General features: G+C 70.2%; 14 protein-coding genes and 4 tRNA genes. 10 read left to right on the plus strand and 8 right to left on the minus strand.

The features are described 5' to 3' along the window. Window positions 1-294: 294 nt before the first annotated feature. The 3 genes from HOW07_RS01090 to HOW07_RS01100 form a co-directional block, all read right to left on the minus strand. Window positions 295-369: transfer RNA gene (locus HOW07_RS01090), tRNA-Val, on the minus strand. Between the two features lie 58 nt (window positions 370-427). Then, window positions 428-498 (minus strand) — tRNA-Cys (locus tag HOW07_RS01095). A gap of 60 nt (window positions 499-558) precedes the next feature. Continuing rightward, window positions 559-630, minus strand: a tRNA-Gly gene (locus tag HOW07_RS01100). Between the two features lie 168 nt (window positions 631-798). On the opposite strand from HOW07_RS01100, the gene HOW07_RS01105 reads away from it, so the two are divergent. Then, window positions 799-871: transfer RNA gene (locus tag HOW07_RS01105), tRNA-Val, on the plus strand. Window positions 872-917: 46 nt separating this feature from the next. Here HOW07_RS01105 and HOW07_RS19220 read toward each other — a convergent pair. After that, window positions 918-1175, minus strand: coding sequence for an MFS transporter (locus HOW07_RS19220; protein WP_371743543.1), 258 nt, complete (start codon window positions 1173-1175; stop codon window positions 918-920). 424 nt (window positions 1176-1599) lie between these two features. Between HOW07_RS19220 and HOW07_RS01115 the strand changes: the two genes are divergently transcribed. Together HOW07_RS01115 and HOW07_RS01120 are read left to right on the plus strand one after the other, a co-directional pair. Further along, window positions 1600-2340, plus strand: a complete 741-nt coding sequence (locus HOW07_RS01115; RefSeq protein ID WP_064293807.1) for a histidine phosphatase family protein — start codon at window positions 1600-1602, stop codon at window positions 2338-2340. Further along, window positions 2327-3208, plus strand: a complete 882-nt coding sequence (locus tag HOW07_RS01120) for an ADP/ATP-dependent (S)-NAD(P)H-hydrate dehydratase (protein ID WP_175115860.1) — start codon at window positions 2327-2329, stop codon at window positions 3206-3208. The genes HOW07_RS01115 and HOW07_RS01120 overlap by 14 nt, the downstream gene beginning before the upstream one ends. Here HOW07_RS01120 and HOW07_RS01125 read toward each other — a convergent pair. Then, window positions 3205-5631, minus strand: coding sequence for a phosphoketolase (locus HOW07_RS01125; RefSeq protein ID WP_175115861.1), 2427 nt, complete (start codon window positions 5629-5631; stop codon window positions 3205-3207). The two genes, HOW07_RS01120 and HOW07_RS01125, sit on opposite strands and share 4 nt — an antisense overlap. 62 nt (window positions 5632-5693) lie before the next feature. Further along, a complete protein-coding gene (locus tag HOW07_RS01130) occupies window positions 5694-6776 on the minus strand; it encodes a hypothetical protein (protein WP_121291080.1) in 1083 nt (360 codons plus the stop codon). A 142-nt stretch (window positions 6777-6918) separates the two neighbouring features. Between HOW07_RS01130 and HOW07_RS01135 the strand changes: the two genes are divergently transcribed. Genes HOW07_RS01135 through HOW07_RS01150 form a run of 4 tightly spaced genes read left to right on the plus strand, consistent with a single transcriptional unit; the run spans window position 6919 to window position 11079 of the window. Then, window positions 6919-8052 carry a hypothetical protein gene (locus HOW07_RS01135; RefSeq protein ID WP_175115862.1) on the plus strand — a complete coding sequence of 378 codons (1134 nt, stop codon included), beginning with the start codon at window positions 6919-6921 and terminating at the stop codon, window positions 8050-8052. Beyond that, a complete protein-coding gene (locus HOW07_RS01140) occupies window positions 8049-9191 on the plus strand; it encodes a glycosyltransferase (protein ID WP_121290708.1) in 1143 nt (380 codons plus the stop codon). The genes HOW07_RS01135 and HOW07_RS01140 overlap by 4 nt, the downstream gene beginning before the upstream one ends. A 44-nt stretch (window positions 9192-9235) precedes the next feature. Next, window positions 9236-10222, plus strand: a complete 987-nt coding sequence (locus HOW07_RS01145) for a glycosyltransferase (protein ID WP_285039054.1) — start codon at window positions 9236-9238, stop codon at window positions 10220-10222. Next, window positions 10219-11079: a glycosyltransferase family 2 protein gene (locus HOW07_RS01150; protein ID WP_121290712.1), complete on the plus strand. Its 861-nt coding sequence runs from the start codon at window positions 10219-10221 to the stop codon at window positions 11077-11079. The genes HOW07_RS01145 and HOW07_RS01150 overlap by 4 nt, the downstream gene beginning before the upstream one ends. Before the next feature lie 50 nt (window positions 11080-11129). Here HOW07_RS01150 and HOW07_RS01155 read toward each other — a convergent pair whose 3' ends face one another. Next, a complete protein-coding gene (locus HOW07_RS01155) occupies window positions 11130-11930 on the minus strand; it encodes a glycosyltransferase family 2 protein (RefSeq protein WP_254628145.1) in 801 nt (266 codons plus the stop codon). Continuing rightward, a complete protein-coding gene (locus tag HOW07_RS01160; RefSeq protein WP_175116473.1) occupies window positions 11927-12607 on the minus strand; it encodes an alpha/beta hydrolase in 681 nt (226 codons plus the stop codon). Before HOW07_RS01160 ends, HOW07_RS01155 begins: the two co-directional genes overlap by 4 nt. 247 nt (window positions 12608-12854) lie before the next feature. Here HOW07_RS01160 and HOW07_RS01165 point away from each other — a divergent pair, with 247 nt between their 5' ends. The 3 genes from HOW07_RS01165 to HOW07_RS01175 are packed head-to-tail and all read left to right on the plus strand — an operon-like array spanning window position 12855 to window position 18626. Further along, complete coding sequence (locus HOW07_RS01165; protein ID WP_158596570.1) at window positions 12855-14402, plus strand: DUF3375 domain-containing protein; 1548 nt, start codon at window positions 12855-12857, stop codon at window positions 14400-14402. A gap of 1 nt (window position 14403) precedes the next feature. Next, the gene (locus HOW07_RS01170) at window positions 14404-15249 is read left to right on the plus strand and encodes a DUF4194 domain-containing protein (RefSeq protein ID WP_064293799.1); all 846 of its coding nucleotides are present in this window, start codon (window positions 14404-14406) and stop codon (window positions 15247-15249) included. Next, a complete protein-coding gene (locus HOW07_RS01175; protein ID WP_175115863.1) occupies window positions 15246-18626 on the plus strand; it encodes an ATP-binding protein in 3381 nt (1126 codons plus the stop codon). The genes HOW07_RS01170 and HOW07_RS01175 overlap by 4 nt, the downstream gene beginning before the upstream one ends. Window positions 18627-18667: the final 41 nt, after the last annotated feature.

An 18667-nucleotide genomic window follows, 5' to 3' on the forward strand; every position in this document is an offset into this window, starting at 1 on the left:
GGAGAAGGGCGCCGGATTCGTGAGGTGGCTCGTGTGCCCTTCGACAAGCTCAGGGACCGGGAGAAGGGCGCCGGATTTGCGGAGTGCTCCGTGTGGCCTTCGACAGGCTCAGGGACAGGAGGAACGGCGCCGGACTCGCGAGAGTCTCCGGGTGCCCTTCGACAGGCTCAGGGACCCGAGGGGTGCTCGCGGGCGTTTCGACAGGCGGAGATACGGCGTCACCGGGCTGCCTGGCGCGGGGGGGGCAAGGTGCACGCGAAAGACGAAAGCCCCCGGGGGTCCAGGGGCTTTCTGTGGTGGGCGATACTGGGATCGAACCAGTGACCTCTTCCGTGTCAGGGAAGCGCGCTACCGCTGCGCCAATCGCCCGGGTGGCGTGTGAGACACGACGCCGGGATGTTGCTGGTGGAACTGTGTTGCTGAGGTGAGGTGGCGACGGGATTCGAACCCGTGTGGACGGCTTTGCAGGCCGCTGCCTAGCCTCTCGGCCACGCCACCATGTGTGACCGAACACACTGCCGAGTAGGGCTCCTGCCGGAACAACACCACTGACACTCGAGCGGATGACGAGATTCGAACTCGCGACCCTCACCTTGGCAAGGTGATGCGCTACCACTGCGCCACATCCGCATTGCTCGCATCACTGCGTGCTCGAACGACTCTAGCCGAAACCGGGACCGATGTTCAAACCGGCGCGCGTACTGTGTCGACAGCGTTGCGGATGTGCGTTCGTCCCCCGGCATCGGCTAGTATCGTGACTCGCGGCTGTTCGGCACCTCTCCGGTGCGGACGACCTGCGGGCGATTGGCGCAGTTGGTAGCGCGCTTCCTTCACACGGAAGAGGTCATCGGTTCGAGTCCGGTATCGCCCACATCATCCACCATCGCCCGGGGTGTACCACCCTCCACTGCGGCGACTCACTCCGCGAGATCAAGACGTTCCGCCCTGGCAGCCCCTGTCCGGCGGGGATCGCTCGGGAAGCAGTGTCTGCACGCGGGCGGCGTGCCGAGTCCCTGCGCAGCCACGCCCCAGCCGATCGAGCCGGTGGCCATCGCGCGCATGAAGATGAAGATGCAGATCGAGGCTCCGCGGGACCGCACCCACTGCGGCAGGGTGAGCTGCAGCGCGAAGAGCGCGGACCCTAGCAGGATCCGGCGGACGAGGTGCGCGGACACGCCGTACCGGACCCCGCTCGCAACGCTGCCCCGAACGCTCGTGGTCGTCGAGACCCGTCTGCGAGGGTCGCTTCCACCAGACGAGGGCGATCACGGCCACGACGAAGCTCAGCGCGTTGACACCGAACACGACGGGGGCGCCGAAGGCCGTGCCGATATTGCTCCCCAGCTGGGCGAACCAGAGCACCCTGAAAGCGGTGATGGCGATCTGCGCCCATGCCGACGGTTGCGACGATGGGATTGCCGAGGGTGAAGACATGGTCGAACGACAGGACGCCGTCGCGGCCCGGGCATCGTCGGTTTGTCGCAATCATCGAGCGGTGTCATCACCGTCGAGGGCCGGCTGGCGGCGACGCCCTATGGAGGATCATCGCCGGATCGTCAAGCTCCCCGTGCACCGAATCGTGCTGGCTACCGTGGACGCATGGCCATCACGGAACTGATCCTCGTCCGCCACGGTGAAAGCGCCGGGAACCTCGCCGCGCTGGAAGCCGATCGTGCCGGATCCCACCGCATCGCCGTCCCCGATCGTGACGCCGACGTACCCCTCTCGGCCCTCGGTGTCGAGCAGGCAGCCGCGGTGGGCGCTCGACTCGCCACCCTCGCTCCCGCCGACCGCCCTGACATCGTGTTCAGCTCGCCCTATCGGCGAGCGCACGAGACGGCCGTCGTCGCGCTCCGGACCGCCGCGTTCGACGCCGATGAGCTTCGGCCGGTCGTCGACGAACGGCTGCGCGATCGCGAACTCGGGATTCTCGACACCTTCACCTCGGTCGGCGTCGATGCGGAGTTCCCGGAGGAGGCCGCTCGACGACGGTCCCTCGGCAAGTTCTACTACCGACCGCCTGGAGGTGAGGCGTGGACGGATGTGGCCCTCCGCCTCCGCTCGTTCATCGGCGACCTGGACCGGCACGCCGACCGCACGCGGGCCCTGGTGGTCTGTCACGACGCCGTCATCTCGCTCTTCCGCTACATCTGCGAGGGGTGGGATGAGCGTCGCGTCCTGGAGGAGGCCGCACTCCGTCCGACACCGAACGCCTCCTTCACCCACCTCGTCCACGACGGACGGGCCTGGAGAGCACGCGCGGCGAATGCGACCGCACACCTCCAGCAGGCGCAGGTGGCGGTCACCGAGCACTCGGGGGCGACCGATGTCCAGAGCTGACCCCACTATGCTCACGCCCGAGGTCCTCGCCGACTGGCCGCTCCCCGATCCCGGATCGTCGAAGGACGATCGTGGGTCGACGCTCGTCGTCGGTGGCGCGCAGATGACGCCAGGGGCGGTCGCCTTGGCGGGCCTGGCCGTCCTCAGGGTCGGCGCGGGTCGGATCACGCTCGCGGTCGGTGCGTCAGCATCGTCGCCACTCGCGATCGCCTTCCCTGAGGCAGGCGTCATCGGGTTGGCCGAAACCAGCGCCGGAGCCGTCCGGGGTGACGAGGTCGGCCGCCTCGAGGACGTCCTGGACGTCGACTGTCTGCTGCTCGGTCCTGGCCTCGACGACGCGGACGAAGCCGCGGCACTCCTCCACAGCCTGCGCCCGCTCCTGGGCGCCGACACCGTCGTGGTGCTCGACGCCTTCGCGCTCGGTGCCCTGTCACACGCTCCCGACTTCTCGAAGGGGCTGGAAGGTCGCCTCGTGTTCACCCCGAACGTGGCCGAGGCCGCGATCCTCCTCGACGTGGACGAGGCCGACCCGGACACGGCGGCGCTCGAACTGGCGCGACGGTACGGCGCCGTCGTCACCTGTCAGGGCAGGGTCTCCGACGGTGAGCGGGACTTCATCGCGCCCGGCGGGAGTCCGGCCCTCGGGACGGCGGGGAGCGGTGACGTCCTGGCCGGAGCGATCGCCGGGCTCGCGGCACGCGGACTCTCCCCGCTCGCGGCGAGCTGCTGGGGTACCGTGCTGCACGCCGCCTCCGGCGATCGGCTCGCAGACCGGATCGGCCCTCTCGGAGCCCTCGCCCGCGAGTTCGCGGACGAGTTCCCGACGCTCCTCCGAGAGCTCGGGCGACCCGTCACGGGGCGGTCCTAACCGACAGTGGGCCAGCGCCAGCCGGTGATCTCGGGTGCGTCCTCGCCGAACTCCCTGGTGTGCGCTCGGGCCCGGAGCCGGGCGTCCTGCATCTCCTGACGGAGACCCGCGAACCGCTCGCCGAGCCCCGGCGTCCGGTCGATCGCGTCGCACACGAGCGAGAACCGGTCGATCTCGTTGAGCATCACCATGTCGAACGGTGTCGTGGTGGTCCCGTTCTCTAGGTACCCGCGGACATGCAGCTGATCGTGCCCGTGGCGCTTGTACGTCAGCCGATGGATGAGCCACGGGTACCCGTGGTAGGCGAAGACGACTGGACGGTCCGTCGTGAACACGCTGTCGTACTCGGCGTCGGAGAGGCCGTGCGGATGCTGATCCTCACCCATGAGTCGCATGAGGTCGACCACGTTCACGACTCGGACCGACAGCTCCGGGATGCGTTCGCGCAGGATACTCACGGCGGCCAGCGTCTCGAGCGTGGGGACATCCCCGGCACAGGCCATGACGAGGTCCGGGCGCTCCCCAGCACGCTCTGAACCGGCGAAGGGCAGGATGCCGAGCCCGCGGGCGCAGTGCGCGCGGGCCTCGTCGACGCCGAGCCACACGGGTTCCTTGTCCTTGCCCGCGACGATGACGTTGATCTCGTCCGTGCTCTGCAGGCAGTGCTCCGAGACGGCCAGGAGGGTGTTCGCATCGAACGGCAGATACACCCGGATGACATCGGGCTTCTTGTTCACGACGTGGTCGATGAACCCGGGGTCCTGGTGGCTGAAGCCGTTGTGGTCCTGACGCCAGACGTGACTCGTGAGGAGGTAGTTGAGGCTCGCCACCGGGCGCCGCCATGGCAACTCACGTGAACCGTTCAGCCACTTCGCATGCTGGTTGAACATGGAGTCGACGATGTGGATGAAGGCTTCGTAGCAGGTGAACAGGCCGTGCCGACCGGTGAGCAGGTAGCCCTCCAACCAGCCCTGACACTGGTGCTCGCTGAGCATCTCCATGACCCGGCCGGCGCGGGCGAGATGCTCGTCGTCCGGGACGGTCCCGGCGTTCCACTGCCGTTCGGTCACCTCGAAGACCGCCTGGAGTCGGTTACTGGCGAGTTCGTCGGGAGCGAAGATCCGGAAGGTGGTCGGGTTACGCCGGATCACCTCCGTGAGCCACGACCCCAGGACTCCCGTCGCCCCGGCGTCGCGACCACCCGGGGCGTCCACCACGACGGCGGCGTCGTCGATCGCGGGGAGGTCGAGTTCCGTGCGCAGCAGACCTCCGTTGGCGTGCGGGGTCGCGCTCATCCGGGCCTCCCCGCGCGGAGCGAGTCCCCGCACGAGCGGAACCACCGCGCCATGTTCGTCGAAGAGCTCCTCAGGCCGGTAGCTCCGCATCCAGGACTCCAGGATCCGGGTGTGCTCCTCGGTGTCCCGAGCGTCGGCGAGCGGAACCTGATGCGCGTGGAACGTCCCCTCGACCCGGACGCCGTCGATCACCTCGGGGCAGGTCCAGCCCTTCGGTGTGCGCAGCACGATCATGGGCCATACCGGCCGTCCGGTGTCTCCGGTGGCGGCCCGGGACTTGATGGCCGCGATGCGGTCGAACACGACGTCGAGGACCTCGGCGAACCTGCGGTGGACCGCCATCGGATCCTCGCCGTCGAACCCGCCCTCGACGAAGAACGGTTCGTGTCCGTATCCACGCAGGAGACTCTCGAGTTCGGAGCGTGGGATGCGAGCCAGGACCGTCGGGTTCGCGATCTTGTAGCCGTTCAGGTGCAGGATGGGCAGGACGACGCCATCCTGGACCGGGTCGATGAACTTGTTGGAATGCCAGCTGGTCGCGAGCGGTCCGGTCTCCGCTTCACCGTCGCCGACGACCGCCGCGACGAGGAGATCGGGGTTGTCGAAGGCTGCGCCGTACGCGTGGCTCAGGACGTACCCCAGCTCGCCACCCTCATGGATGCTGCCTGGCGTCTCGGGAGCCGCGTGACTCGGTACCCCGCCGGGGAAGCTGAACTGACGGAAGAACCGGGTCAACCCTGCTTCGGTCTCGGCGACGTCAGGGTAGATCTCGCTGTAGGTGCCGTCCAGGTAGGCGCTCGCCAGGATCGCCGGCCCGCCATGCCCGGGCCCGGCGATGAACATCGCCGACTGGTGGCGCTCCGCGATCATGCGGTTGAGATGCGCATAGGTCAGATTCAACCCGGGAGCGGTCCCCCAGTGGCCGAGGAGCCGGCGCTTCACCTGAGCGGCTTCGAGCGGGCGGCGGAGGAGCGGGTTGTCGAGCAGGTAGATCTGTCCGACGGACAGGTAGTTCGCGGCGCGCCACCAGGCGTCGACCTGTTCGATGCTCCGCTCGGACACCGGCTCGCTCGTGTCGCGAGGCCGCCAGCTGTCCGTCGTCGACCCGTCCCGTGCGTTGTGCGTCATCGTCCCAAGATCCCAGGTCGAGCGACCGGAGGCCAGGGTGGTGCGTCGCTCCTGCGAGCGTGCTAGAGCGTCGGCGGGCGGTGTCGACCGGTACCGGCCGTCGCGCCCCACCAGTCGAGGTACGCGCTCGCGGTGTCCGGCAGCGCGGGGCGGAGGCTGCGACCGGCGGGCAGGCGCGTCCGGGAGGGATCCAGCCAGGCCGCGGCCAACTCGGTGTGCAGCGTCGACGGGTCGTAGCGGACCATCGTCTCCGGCCGCAATTGCTCCATCTCCGCCGCGTAGCGCGAGTCGACGACGAGCGGCCGGCGGCCTGCCTCGACCCAGTCGAGCATCGAGCGCGACGCGGAGACATGGCCGTGCGCGGCGAGCGGGATGCCAGGAAGCGAGATCTGCGCGGCGAACGCCGCATCGTCGAGGTACCCGGTCACCTCGAACGAGACCTCGGCGGCGCGTGCTTCCGCCTCGAGGTCGAGCACGTCGTCCTCATGGCCGGCCGAGGGGGCGCCGATGGCACGGACGACGACGTCGGCGATCGGGTGACCGGTGGCACGGAGATCCTCGGCCGCTCTCGATGCCGCCTGGATCGCCGCTGCGTGGCCCTTTCCCGGGTAGATGAACCCGGCGATGAGGACGGTGAGCGGACGGGCCGCTCCGCGCTGCGACGCATCGTCCACGGTGGCCGGAGCGGATGCGATCCGGGAGCCGAGCGGGATGGCGTATGGAACGACCGAGGCACTGACACCGAGGAACTCCTCGGCGAGCGCCTGCTCATGACGGCTGTTGACGGCCGTCGCGTGGGCGGCGGCGATGAAGCGAGCATAGGCGGCGATGCGGCGGTCCAGCATCCTGCCGTCCGACGTCTGCGGGACGTCGTGGAGGGTGACCGTCAACTCGGTGACGTCCGCGAGGCGCTCGACGGCGTCCGCCGCCTCCTCGGGCGACCGGCCGAACAGGCGGTCGGTGACGTGAACGTGTGCACGATCCACGCCGTCGAGCAGGTGCACGGCGTCGGACGGGGTCGGGGCGTACACCCGTGCAGCGCGAGGATCAGCGTCGACCACGGCGTCGGCGACGTCGATCGCGTATTGGACGACACCGTGCTGCTGGGGGCCGACCATGAGGAGACGGGGTGGGGCTGCGATCACCTGCGTCATGGTGGTGCAGTGGGGGGCCCGCGTCAAGGGTCGCGGGCACTCTCGTCATCGGACCTATGTTCGGAGGACGGCGCGCGCATCGCGCCGACCCGTCCGCGCGTCTCGCGCCCGCATCCGTATAGGGGATCCCGCCATGCAGCCGACCGCGACGCACCCCACCGCTCGAGTCGCCGACCCGACGTCTCGCCCGATCCGTGTCGTCTCGATCCCGGCCGCGCACCCCTACGTCGGCCGGGTTTCCGCCTCACCCGAGATCGACGTCCTGGGAGATCCGCCGGTCGAGGGAGCGCCATCGGGCGTCTGGTGGCCGCCCGTGGCCCTCGATCCGAGCTGGATCCGAGACCACGCCGCCGATGCCGATCTCCTGCACATCCACTTCGGCACGGAGTCGTTCCCACCCGGACACGTGACCGCGTGCCTCGAGGCCGCGCACGAGGTCGGCTGGTCGGTCGTCTACACGGTGCACGACCTCGAGCACCCGCAACTCGAGCACCAGGGGGCGTACGGGGCGCAGCTCGACGAGCTCGTCCGCGGCGCCGACGCGCTGGTCACGCTGACCCCCGGCGCCGCCGAGGGGATCCGGGAACGCTGGGGTCGCGAGGCGATGGTCATCGCTCATCCGTCACTCCTCTCGGACGACGTCGACGTCCCGCTCGTGCTGCCGTCGGCCGGGTTTCGGGTCGGCGTCCATCTGAAGGACCTGCGCCCCAATGTGGACGCGGTCGGTGTCGTCACCACCCTCATCGACGCGGTCGAACGCCTGCGCCGCCGTGGAGCGGACGTCGTCGCAGAGATCCGGATGCACCACGTGGTCCGCGATCCGGAGGCCCGCGACAACGTCCGACGGCTTGTCGGTAGATCGGAAGCGGCGCTCCTCATCGAGCACGAGCGTCTCGACGACCTCGGACTCGCCATCGCGCTCGGCCGCCTGGACGTCTGCCTGCTCCCCTACCGGCACGGCACGCATTCCGGCTGGCTCGAACTCTGCTGGGATCTCGGCGTGTCCGTCGCCGTCCCGTCCGGGATCGGAGCGTACCTCGAGCAGCATCCCGACGACACGGTCTCCGCGTACGACCTCGGGGACGGAGCATCACTCGAACGTGCCGTCGGCGAGCTCCTCGAAGCGGACGGCGCGACCCGAGCCGGTTCCGCCGGTCGGAGCGCCACCGTCGCCGAGCGCCGCGCCCGTCGCGTCGTCGACGACGCCGTCGGTGCAGCAGCGCACGCCGGGCTGTACCGCCGAGTCATCGCCGAGCGCGCCTCGTGACGGCCGGTCCACGACTGCGCGTCGTCGTCATCGCCCCGCTGCGCTTCCCCATCCGTCGCCCACATGCCGGCGGGCTCGAATCCGCCGTGTGGTCGGAGGTCACCGCGCTCCGCGCTCGAGGCCACGAGGTGACGTTCATCGGCGTCCGCGGGTCCGACTTCGTCGAGCGCGGCAGCGTCTTCGAGCTACCGGAACTACGGTGGCCGCGCTGGTCCTCGCCCGACGACGAGCGGTATCCCCCGGGCCACATGACCCGATCCGTCCCGGCATTGCGCCGTGCGCTCGAGGCGATCGCCGCTCGGCCAGGGCGATACGACGTGGTCTCCAACCACTGCCTGGACGCGCTGCCGGTGGAACTGGCGCCCGAGCTGGGCGTCCCCATGATCACCACCCTGCACACACCGGTCGACGAGGCCGTCGCCGCTGCCGCGAGCCGGGCCGGTTCCGACGGCAGCCGGTTCCTGGCGGTGAGCGAGTTCACGAAGCGCACCTGGGCGACGGCCGGTGTCGAATCCGAGGTGCTCCTGAACGGCATCGATCCGGATGCCTGGCGGGCCGGCCGAGGCGGTGACGACCTGGTGTGGTTCGGACGGGTCGTCGCGGAGAAGGCCCCGCACCTCGCGGTCGAGGTCGCCCGCCGACTCGGTCGCCGGCTCGTCATCGCCGGTCGCGTGGGCGATCCGGTGTACGCCGAGCGCGTGCTGTCGCCGTTGCTGGGACGTGACGTCCGACATGTCGGGCCGCTCGATCCGACGCGGCTCGCCACGCTCGTGGGGCGGAGCGCGGCAGCGGTCTCGACGCCGGCATGGGCCGAGCCGTTCGGTCTCGTCGCACCGGAGGCGCTGATGACCGGGACTCCGGTGGTCAGCTTCGCCGTCGGCGGCGTGCCCGAGATCGCCCAGGCGAGCGTCGGGATGCAGGTCGTCGCACCGGGAGACCTGGCGGCCATGGCGGACCGCGTGGACGGGTTGATCCGGCAATCGGAGCTGGACCGAGGGTTCCGCGCCTCGATCCGGGCATCCGCCCTCGCCCGATTCTCGCTCGACGCCAGGGTGGGCCGGCTCGAGGAGCACTTCGCCGCGCTCCTCGGGGACTCGCCCGTGCTCGGTTCCGGTCGCGTCGACGAGTTCAGCTCGTGAGGCCCCGTATCGGTTGGTACGTGCACCACCACGGACGGGGGCACGTGACGCGTCTGCTCGCCGTCGCTCCACACCTCGACGCCGACATCGTCTGCTTCAGCTCGTTCCCGGCTCCGGTGGGACTCCCCTCGAACTGTTCCTGGGTGGTGCTCGACCGTGATGACGACGTGCCGGACGGCGCGTCTCCCCCGGACGACTGCGATCCGACCGCGGAGGGCCTGCTGCACTGGGCCCCACTCGGCCATGCCGGCCACCGCGCCCGTCTCGCGACCATCGCCGGCGCCCTTGCGCGGCAACAGATGGACGCGATGGTGGTGGACGTCTCCGTCGAGGTGGTACTCCTCGCACGCCTGCTCGGTGTCCCCACCATCGTCATGGCACAGCCGGGCCATCGCGACGACGAGCCGCACGCGCTTGCCTTCCGTGCGGCGTCGACGATCATCGCCCCATGGCCTCAGGGTGTGCTGCAGCTGGAGCACCTGCGTCCCGTGCAGGAGAAGGTGGTGTACACCGGCGGCATCAGTCGCTTCGAGGGACGCGAGCGGACGTCCGCGGAAGCCGGGCGCAGCGGGGTGCTCCTCCTCGCGGGTGCCGGGGGTTCCGCCGTGTCGCGGGATGCCGTGGAGGAAGCCGCACGCGCCAGCGGTCGCGATTGGACCTCGCTCGGCACCGGTGCCGGGTCTGTCTGGTCCGACGACCCGTGGGACGCGCTCTGCCGGGCGGAGGTGGTGGTGTCGTGGGCCGGTCAGAACGCGATCGCCGATCTCGCCGCGGCCGGCGTCACGGCCGTCGTGGTCCCACAGGAACGCCCGTTCGACGAGCAGGTGTCCACCGCCCGTGCACTTGAAGCCAACGAGCTGGCGGTCGTGCGGGCGTCCTGGCCCGACGCTGCGGACTGGCCGGCCGTCCTCGACCGGGCTGCGGAGCTCGACCCCGACTGGTCTCGTTGGCAGGTGGCGGGCGCCGCCCAACGGGCGGCTGAGGCGATCGAGGCGGTCGCGGCCGGGGATCCTGCAGGGGGTGGGCGATGAGGACGTCGATCGTGACCCTGTGCTCGCGCCCACGACTCGGGCACCTCGAACGGCAGCTCGAGGCCGTCAGGGCGTTCATACCGACGTCGGGTGACGTGGTGGAGCGACTCGTCGTGTGGATCGGCGACGACGCACCACCGACTCTCGACGCGGAGCTGACGGTCCACCTCCCACCGGGGCCCGACGGGCTCCGTCTCGCGGCCGGTCGGAACCTCGGTGCCGCGCTGGCCGTCGAGCGCGGTGCCGACCTCATCGTGTTCCTCGACGCGGACTGCGTCCCCGGGCCCGCACTGCTCGACCGGTACCGCGAAGCGTCAGCTCGCCATCCGGGGGCCATCCTCTGCGGACCGGTGACCTATCTGCAGCCCGGCGTGGACGTCACCGACCACCACGCGTTGGCGGCGGCGACGGCACCACATGCCGCGAGACCGAACCCGGAGGACGGCGCGGAGCGTGTCGCCTCCGAGGACGAGTACCCGCTGTTCTGGTCCTTGTCATTCGCGACGACTGCGTCGACGTGGTCCCGGACCGGAGGGTTCGACGAGGGCTACGAAGGCTACGGCGGTGAGGACACCGACTTCGCGTTCGCCCTGAGCGCGGCGGGGACACCACTCGTGTGGGTCGGAGGCGCGCACGCCTACCACCAACACCACGAGACGCAGCGCCCGCCCTGGCAGCACTTCGACGACATCCTCCGGAACGGCGCGCGGTTCGCCGACCGGTGGGGGACCTGGCCGATGACCGGTTGGCTCGAGGCGTTCGCTCAGGCCGGCGCCGTGCGGCGGGTGGGTGAGGACTGGGTCCGCGTTCAGCCGACCGCGACCACCAGCGCGATGGCGACGGGCTCCGGCGCATAACGGTCGACGGGACAGCGCCGTCTCATCGGCCACTGCCCGGGCGTCACTCGTCAGCGACGAATCGCACCCGGTGGACCGCTGCGCAGTCGTGTGCTGCGCTGGAGCCATCGGACGGCGGGCAGATCCTCCGGCCAGTGCACACGCAGGGTGCTCCAGCCGCGACGCATCCGGAGGGCGAGTGAACCGGCATCGGTGAACGGGCGCATCGAGATCCCCATTCCGAGTGACCGGTCGTAGCGCACGCGTCGGTGGAGACCCAGGTGTGTCGACACGTCCAGATCGTCGTGCAGTTCCGCATCCTCGCGGTGCACCGTCTCGGCGATCTGCTCCCACGTCTCGCGTCGGATCGCACAGTTGGACCCGAAGATCGGGACCTGGGCGAGGGCGGCCCCGACGAAGAGCCGGTACGCCCCGAGGTAGAGCGCGGCGAGCGGCGCACGGAGCAGGCGGGGACCGTCGATGAAGACGGCGGGGCCGGTGAGTGCCGCCAGCTCCGGGTCCGTCGTGAACGCCTCGGTGATCCTCGTCACCCAGTCCGGCGGCGGCACGCAGTCCGCGTCGAGTCTCGCCACGACCGTCGCGGTCGCGTGGTCGAAGCCTGCTGCGTTCGCCGCGGGGATGCCGGGCATCGGCTCATCGATGAGGACCGCGTCGTACCGCTCGGCGATGGCCGCGACCTCGGCGCGATCGCGGCTGCCGTTGTCGACGACGATGATCGATGCGGGTCCGGTGTGCTGCGCGCGTAGCGAGCGGAGACAGCGTCGGAGGAGTGCGGCGTCGTCCTTCACCGGAACGACCACGTCCACGGTCATGAGCGGGTGGACCGCGGTCTCGAGCGCCTCGACCGTCATGCGTCTCGACCATCCGCCAGCAGCTGCGCCTCCGCGAACACCCGCGGGTGGGCGAGGATCCGGAAGTGACCGCCGGTGTCGAGTTCCACGTTCTTGGCGCCGTCGAGTCGGCTGCCGCCCGGGATGTGCGGATCGAAGCGCCCGTAGACGGAGACGATCTTCGGATTGACGGTCGCCTCGCGGGAGAGCGCGAGGATCGTCGGGTCGTCGGGGGTGAAGATGCGGAGGCTCGGGAGGAGCATGAGCCTCGCGTACCGCGATCCGGCGAACGGCGCCGCGACGGCGAGCATCCCCGAGATCCGGGCTCCGCCGCCGCCGAGCGACATGACGTACTTGCCGACGAGCCCGCCCTTGCTGTGCGCGAGGAGGACGACGTCGCCGAGCCCGTTCGCCTCGAGGTAGTCGGCGACGAGTCGTGCCGCCACCGGAACCGAGCGGTCGTTGCGTCCGAGCGGGTCGATCACGTGCACCGGGTGCCCGTCGTCGTGGAGTCGGCGGATGAGCGGCTCGAGGAACCGCCAGGTCTCGTAGACGCCCGGGAGGACGACGATCGGTGACCGGTCGCCGGACAGGAAGTCGTGCGGGTCGGTTCTGCTGACGAAGGCCCGGGCCTGCCAGACGAGTGCGTAGGCGTAATCGCGCGCCCACCACCCGAGTGTCCGCAGCGCTGAACGGATCACCGGCGGTCACCGTCCGCGTGGCTCAACCGTCTCCCCGCAGGACCTGGGGGCGTCGCTCTCTTCCCATGTCCTCACCGTAACCGGACCATCCGGCCTGACCCTGGACCTTGACAGCGACCGGACCGGGCCCGGTGGATCGGGACCGTCGATGGTCGGCGTGGCTCACCACGGGTGCGGTGCGCTGATAATCTGGCAGCTGCGGTGGCCTCGGGGTGTTCGTGTGCCCGGACGATCGAGGAGTGCAGTGGGAGAGATCGACGGAGAGTTCGGCCGCGTCCGGGACGCGCTGGAGCGTCCCGCGATCCGGCTCCTGAGTCGCCCGACCGCACCGGCGGTGGTCGCGATCTTCCGCACCACGTTCGGCCGCGACGTCCAGTTCGTCGCAGCGGACCGCTTCCATCTGCAGGTCGAGGAGTACCTCGGCGAACTCGCGGCTCGCGGTGCTCGGATCCCCGCCGGCGGCGATGAACGCGGTGGCGGACGGTCCCTCTGCCGGGAGTGGGTGCACGACCAGTGGCTCGTCCGGACGAGCACCGACGACGGCGAGGAACAGTACTCGCTCACCTCGCACGCGCTCGAAGCGGTCTCGCTCGTCGACGGCCTCGCACACGACCGCGCCCTCATCAGCGAGTCGCGCCTGACCATGATCCTCGACTCGGTGCGCCGATGGGCGCTGCAGGCCGATCCGGACCGTGACGAGCATCTGCGTCGTATCGACGCGCAGCTCGCCGAGCTCCAGGCGGAACGCGAACGGGTCGCGGCCGGCGGCACCGTCGTGGCGGCGAGTGACGACCGGATGCAGGACGGCTACGCCAACATCGCCGACCTCATCCGTCAGCTCCCGAGCGACTTCCGCCGGGTCGAGGAGTCGGTCATCGCGATGCACCGGCGGATCGTCGAGGACTTCCGGAACGACACCCGTCCGATCGGCGAGATCCTCGACGACTACCTCCGGCGCACCGACGAGCTGATGACGGCGACGGCCGAGGGTCGGGCCTTCGAGGGTGCTTTCGAGCTCCTCCGCAACGACGATCTGCTCCAGGACCTCAAGCGCGACCTCTCCACCATCCTCGACCACCCGTTCTCGGCCAGGCTCGGGCCCGCGGAGCTCCGTGGTTTCCGGGGTGCCGTCGGCATCATCCGACAGGGGATCGACGATGTCCTCGCGCAGCGTCGGCGGCTCACCGCGACGCTCCGTGACCACATCGTGCATCACGACGTCGTGCAGGACCGCGAGCTCGACACGACCCTGCGAGCATTGAACCAGCGCCTCGGCATCTGGATGCGGACCGCGGGACCACGCGCCACCGTCGACCTGCCGCTCCTCCCCGAGACCATCGACATCGAGCACCTGCGCGAGCGGTTCTACGATCCGGACGTCGAGGTCGCACCGCCGCCGATCGCGACCGCCGTCGAACGGATCGACGGCGCGGCGATGTCGCTCGACACCCTCCGGTCGCAGGGTGGTCCGCTCCTCGACGAGCTCCGGGCCGGACTCCTCGATGCGGTGACCTCCGGTGCCGAGGACGCCCATGCGGCGTTCTCGGCGCTCGATCCGGAACTCCGACGACCTGTGGAGCTCTTCGGCCTCGTCCACCTCATGACCCAGCTGGGCACGTACGACGAGCAGGCACCACGCCGTCGCTACGAGACGGTCCGTCCGGACGGGACGACCACCGCGTTCGAACTCCCGGCCTTCCCACTGGGTGAGGTCGGTGTCGCAGCGCTGACGCGAGCCACGACGACCACGACGACTGTTCCGGCCGACCAGGCCGGGCGCGGAACGGAATGACATGACCTCCGAGACGGATCCCACCGTGACGGCGACGACCGATTCGACGTCGGACGACCTGACGACGGACGGACTCGACGCCTTCACACCCGCCGACGCGCCGGTCGCCGACCCGGATGACGACTCGTTCGCCCTCTTCGAAGGGGACGAGGGACGCCTCGACGCCGCTCAACGTCGTGCGCTGGTCGCTCTGCTGAAGCACCGCTACGTCAGCCCCGCGCTCCAGCCTGCCGAGTGGCGGACGGTCCTCGAGTCCGAGTCGCTGCTGCGGTCCCGCCTCAACGAGCTGTTCCTGGAGCTCGAAGTGGACCGCTCGGCCGAGGTCGCATTCAAGCGCCAGGCGGGCTCGGAGAGCGGGCGGCGTCCCTTCCCGACCCTGCTGCACGACACCAGCTACAGCCGCGAGGAGACGATCCTGCTCGTCTACCTGCGGACGCGTCTCCGGACCGAACTGGCCAACGGCGCACGGGCCGCGATCGTCGAACACGACGAGCTCCTCGGCTTCGTCGCGAGCTTCCGGCCCGAGCACGCCACCGACCGCGCCCGCGACGACGGACGCGTCGAGCGCGCGATCGACAAACTGCTGACCGCGCGCGTCCTGCTGCGGACCAAGGACGCCCGCCGCCACCGGATCGCGTCGGTGGTGGAGACGCTCCTCCCCCTCGAGCGCCTCCAGGAACTCCTGGAGTGGCTCGAAACGCAGACCGCAGCGGTCGATCCGGCCTCCGAACAGCCGCGAACCGATGCCGACGCGGACGCGGACGACGAGCCCGACGGCACCGTGGCCGAGTCGCAGGACTCCCCCGACGACCAGACCCAGCCACAAGCAGCAGAGGACGACCGATGAGCCGCTCCACGGACACCGACACCCTGCTGGACCTCGTCGAGCAGTGGCGCATCGAACGGATGCAGGTCATCAACTGGGGTGGGTTCGACGGGTACCGATCGGTCGACTTCGCCTCCCGCGCGACGCTCATCTCCGGCGCCTCCGGAACCGGGAAGAGCTCGCTCATGGACGCGTATCTCGCGGTCATGATGCCGTCGGACGTGCCGTTCAACGGAGCCTCCAACGACGCGGCGGTCGGACGGGCGCGGAATCCAGACCAGCGCAACCTGCTCACGTATCTCCGCGGCAAGGTCGACTCGGCACGGGACCCGCAGACCGGGGCGATGCGCGACATCAACCTGCGCGGCACGGATCAGCTCACCTGGGGTGCCGTGGCGGTGACGTTCCTCAACGACGACGACCGTCGCTTCACCGTCGTGCGCGCCTACCTCGTCCCCCGACGTGCGCTGCGCACCGGTGACCTGTCGATGACCATGGCGACCGTCGACGGGCCGTTCGAGCTCACGGATCTCGAAGCGTTCGTGCCGAAACGGTTCGACGCCGGTGAGCTCCAGGGTCGCATCCCCGGATTCGTCGTCCGCGACACCTACGCGGAGCTGTCCTACACGCTGCACACTCGTCTCGGCATCGGTGCCGGTGGCGACGGTGGACGGGCGATGCGTCTGCTGGCCCGGATCCAGGCGGGCCAGCACCTGCCGACGGTCGACGGCCTGTACAAGTCGATGGTGCTGGAGCGTCCGAGCACGTACGACGCGGCCGACCGGGCGCTGTCGCACTTCGAAGCGCTCGACGAGGCGTACCTCGCGATGGAGACCGAGAGCCGTAAGGCTCGGGTGCTCGAGCGGCTCGGTGAGCTGCGTCGCGACTACGAGGACGGGCACCGGGCGGCGGCCGACCTCGAGCGCCTCGGCTTCACCGAGGACGGCACGACCCCGTTCACCGTCTGGCGCAGTCGCGCACACGAGGCATTGCTCGATGAAGCGGTCTCCAGGAACCGGCGGGAGAAGCTCGAGGCCGGGGCCACGTTGGAAGCGGCGCGGGCACGAGCTGCTGCCGCGGGTGTCCGCGTCCGCGAGCTCGAGCGTCAGGTGTCGGAGCAGGGCGGGAGCGCGCTGCGGCGTGCCGAGGAACGCCGTGAGGCCGCGGAGGCGACGCACGCCGAGGTGGCACGAGCCAGGTCGCTGTTCGACGAGCGCACCGAGGTCCTCGACGATCCGATCGAAAATGAAGCCTCGTTCCGGCGTGCGCTGGGCCGCAGTGAGGACTTCCTCGCCGACGACGACACCGCGCTCGACGCCATCGAGACCGATCGCGCCCAGCTGCATCGCGAAGCGTTCCCCCTCGAGGAGCGCAACACCGAGCTCCGCCGTGAGCTGCAGTCGCTTCGCGGCCGTGACGGCGCGGTCCCAGATCGACTCCACCGTGCGAGGCTCGCCCTCGCCGAGGCGGCCGGACTCGATCCCGAACAGCTGCCGTTCGTGGCCGAGCTCATCGACGTCGCTCCCGCCTATGCCGCCTGGCGTCCCGCGATCGAGGTCACCCTCCACGGTCTCGCGAGGACCGTCCTCGTCGACGAGGAACACCTCGACGCGTTCGGCCGCGCGATCGACGCCGTCCGGATCCCGGTCCGCCTGCAGTTCGAGGGTGTCCCGCTGCATGAGCCGTCCTCCCCGGACGCGGGTGACCCCGCGTTCATCTCCGGCCGCGTCACGTACCGCACCTCCCCGTTCAGTACGTGGATCGAGCAGCGCGTCACCTCGGATCGGATCGACGCGCGGTGCGTGGAGACACCGTCGGAGCTCTCGGGCGGAGGTCGCCGCGTGACCGTGAACGGTCAGCTGCGTGACGGCCGCCGCGGCTCCCACGGCGACACGGGCGGCGCACCGATCCTCGGCTTCACCAATGAGGCGCGGATCGCGTCGATCGAGGCGGAGACGGCCGAGATCCGCGGGCGACTCGAGCTCATCGCCGGTCGACAGGCCGGCATCCAGCAGCGGCTGTCGCGTCGTGAGGCCGAGCGGGCCGCCCACCGGTACCGACTCGACACCGAGTGGGCCCGGATCGACGTCGCCGGTGCAGCAGCGCTCCGTGACGCCGCCGCGGCCGAGCTGGAGCGTCTGCTCGACGCCAGTGACGTCCTGCAGGAGCTCCAGGGCTCGGTGGCGGCCGCCCAACGTGAACTCGACGCCGCCAACGCGGAGCGGTTCCCGGCCGAGGACCGTGTCAGACGCCTCGACGAAGAGCACGGGGTGCTCGTCGATCAGCAGGACGCGGCGACGACGGTCATCGACCGCTTCGAGCGCTCCGAGGTGGAGGAGGTCTCCCCCGCTGACGTCGAGCGGATCGAAGCCGCCCTCGCAGCGGTGGGCGGCGTGCCATCACTCGGCGGGTTCGGCGATGCGATGAAGCGGCTCCGCGCCCGGCTCGGTGACGAGTTGTCGTCGGCCGTCCGCCAGGCGGAGCAGGCCGCGCTCGCACAGGTGCACGTGTTCGAGCAGTACCAGTCGATCTGGCACGACCCCAACCTCGGCACGACGCTCGAGTCCTACGGCGACTACCGGGCGATCCTCGACGGCATCCTCGGCACCGGTCTCCCCGAGCGCCGCCAGGAGTGGCGCCGCCGGCTGTCCCAGTGGAGCGGCGAGGACCTGGTCCCCCTCAGCAGCGCGTTCGACAGCGCCGTCGAGGAGATCGAGGACCGCCTGGTCCCGGTCAACGACATCCTGCGCGACCTGCCGTTCGGACCGGCGCACGATCGTCTCAAGATCGTCCTCCGCCGGGTGCATCGCGAGGAGGCCTCCGCTTTCCGGCGCGAGCTGCGCGCCCTGTCGAGCGAGGTCACCGCGAACCTCGGCGACGACGAGTTGGAGGCCCGGTTCCAGCGGCTCCGCCGGTTCATGGAGTCGATGCGCGACACGGGTGCCGGCGCCCAGTCGACCCGCGACCAGGTGCTCGACGTGCGCCGTCACGTCGAGATCACCGCCGTACGGTACGACACGTCGGGGCAGGACGTCAGCGTCTACTCCTCGCTCGGCGACAAGAGCGGTGGCGAGACCCAGGAGCTCGTCGCGTTCATCGTCGGCGCCGCCCTGCGCTACCAGCTCGGTGACGAGGACCGCCCACGTCCGAGGTTCGCGCCGGTGCTGCTGGACGAGGGGTTCATCAAGGCGGACTCGGAGTTCGCCGGCCGCGCGGTGGTCGCCTGGCTGCGGCTCGGCTTCCAGCTCGTCATCGGTGCGCCGCTCGACAAGGTGACGGCGCTCGAGCCCTACATGGACCGGCTCCTGTCGATCCGGAAGGATCCGGAGACCCGACACGCCTGGGTCGCCGAGATCGAGCGGTCGGCCCCGGCCGAGCCGCTCGAACGCGTCGGATAGCGCTGTTCCGTCGATCTCAATCGATCGCGGCGTGACTTGAC

The sequence above is a fragment of the Plantibacter sp. MCCC 1A11337 genome (assembly GCF_013349365.1).
Classification (GTDB): Bacteria; Actinomycetota; Actinomycetes; order Actinomycetales; family Microbacteriaceae; genus Plantibacter; species Plantibacter flavus_A.

What these genes read in the sequence shown, in the direction of transcription:
- HOW07_RS01115 (WP_064293807.1), top strand. Translation starts at nt 1,600, where the DNA reads ATGGCCATCACGGAACTGATCCTCGTCCGCCACGGTGAAAGCGCCGGG.
- HOW07_RS01120 (WP_175115860.1), top strand. Translation starts at nt 2,327, where the DNA reads ATGTCCAGAGCTGACCCCACTATGCTCACGCCCGAGGTCCTCGCCGAC.
- HOW07_RS01125 (WP_175115861.1), bottom strand. Translation starts at nt 5,631, where the DNA reads ATGACGCACAACGCACGGGACGGGTCGACGACGGACAGCTGGCGGCCT.
- HOW07_RS01135 (WP_175115862.1), top strand. Translation starts at nt 6,919, where the DNA reads ATGCAGCCGACCGCGACGCACCCCACCGCTCGAGTCGCCGACCCGACG.
- HOW07_RS01150 (WP_121290712.1), top strand. Translation starts at nt 10,219, where the DNA reads ATGAGGACGTCGATCGTGACCCTGTGCTCGCGCCCACGACTCGGGCAC.
- HOW07_RS01155 (WP_254628145.1), bottom strand. Translation starts at nt 11,930, where the DNA reads ATGACGGTCGAGGCGCTCGAGACCGCGGTCCACCCGCTCATGACCGTG.
- HOW07_RS01170 (WP_064293799.1), top strand. Translation starts at nt 14,404, where the DNA reads ATGACCTCCGAGACGGATCCCACCGTGACGGCGACGACCGATTCGACG.
- HOW07_RS01175 (WP_175115863.1), top strand. Translation starts at nt 15,246, where the DNA reads ATGAGCCGCTCCACGGACACCGACACCCTGCTGGACCTCGTCGAGCAG.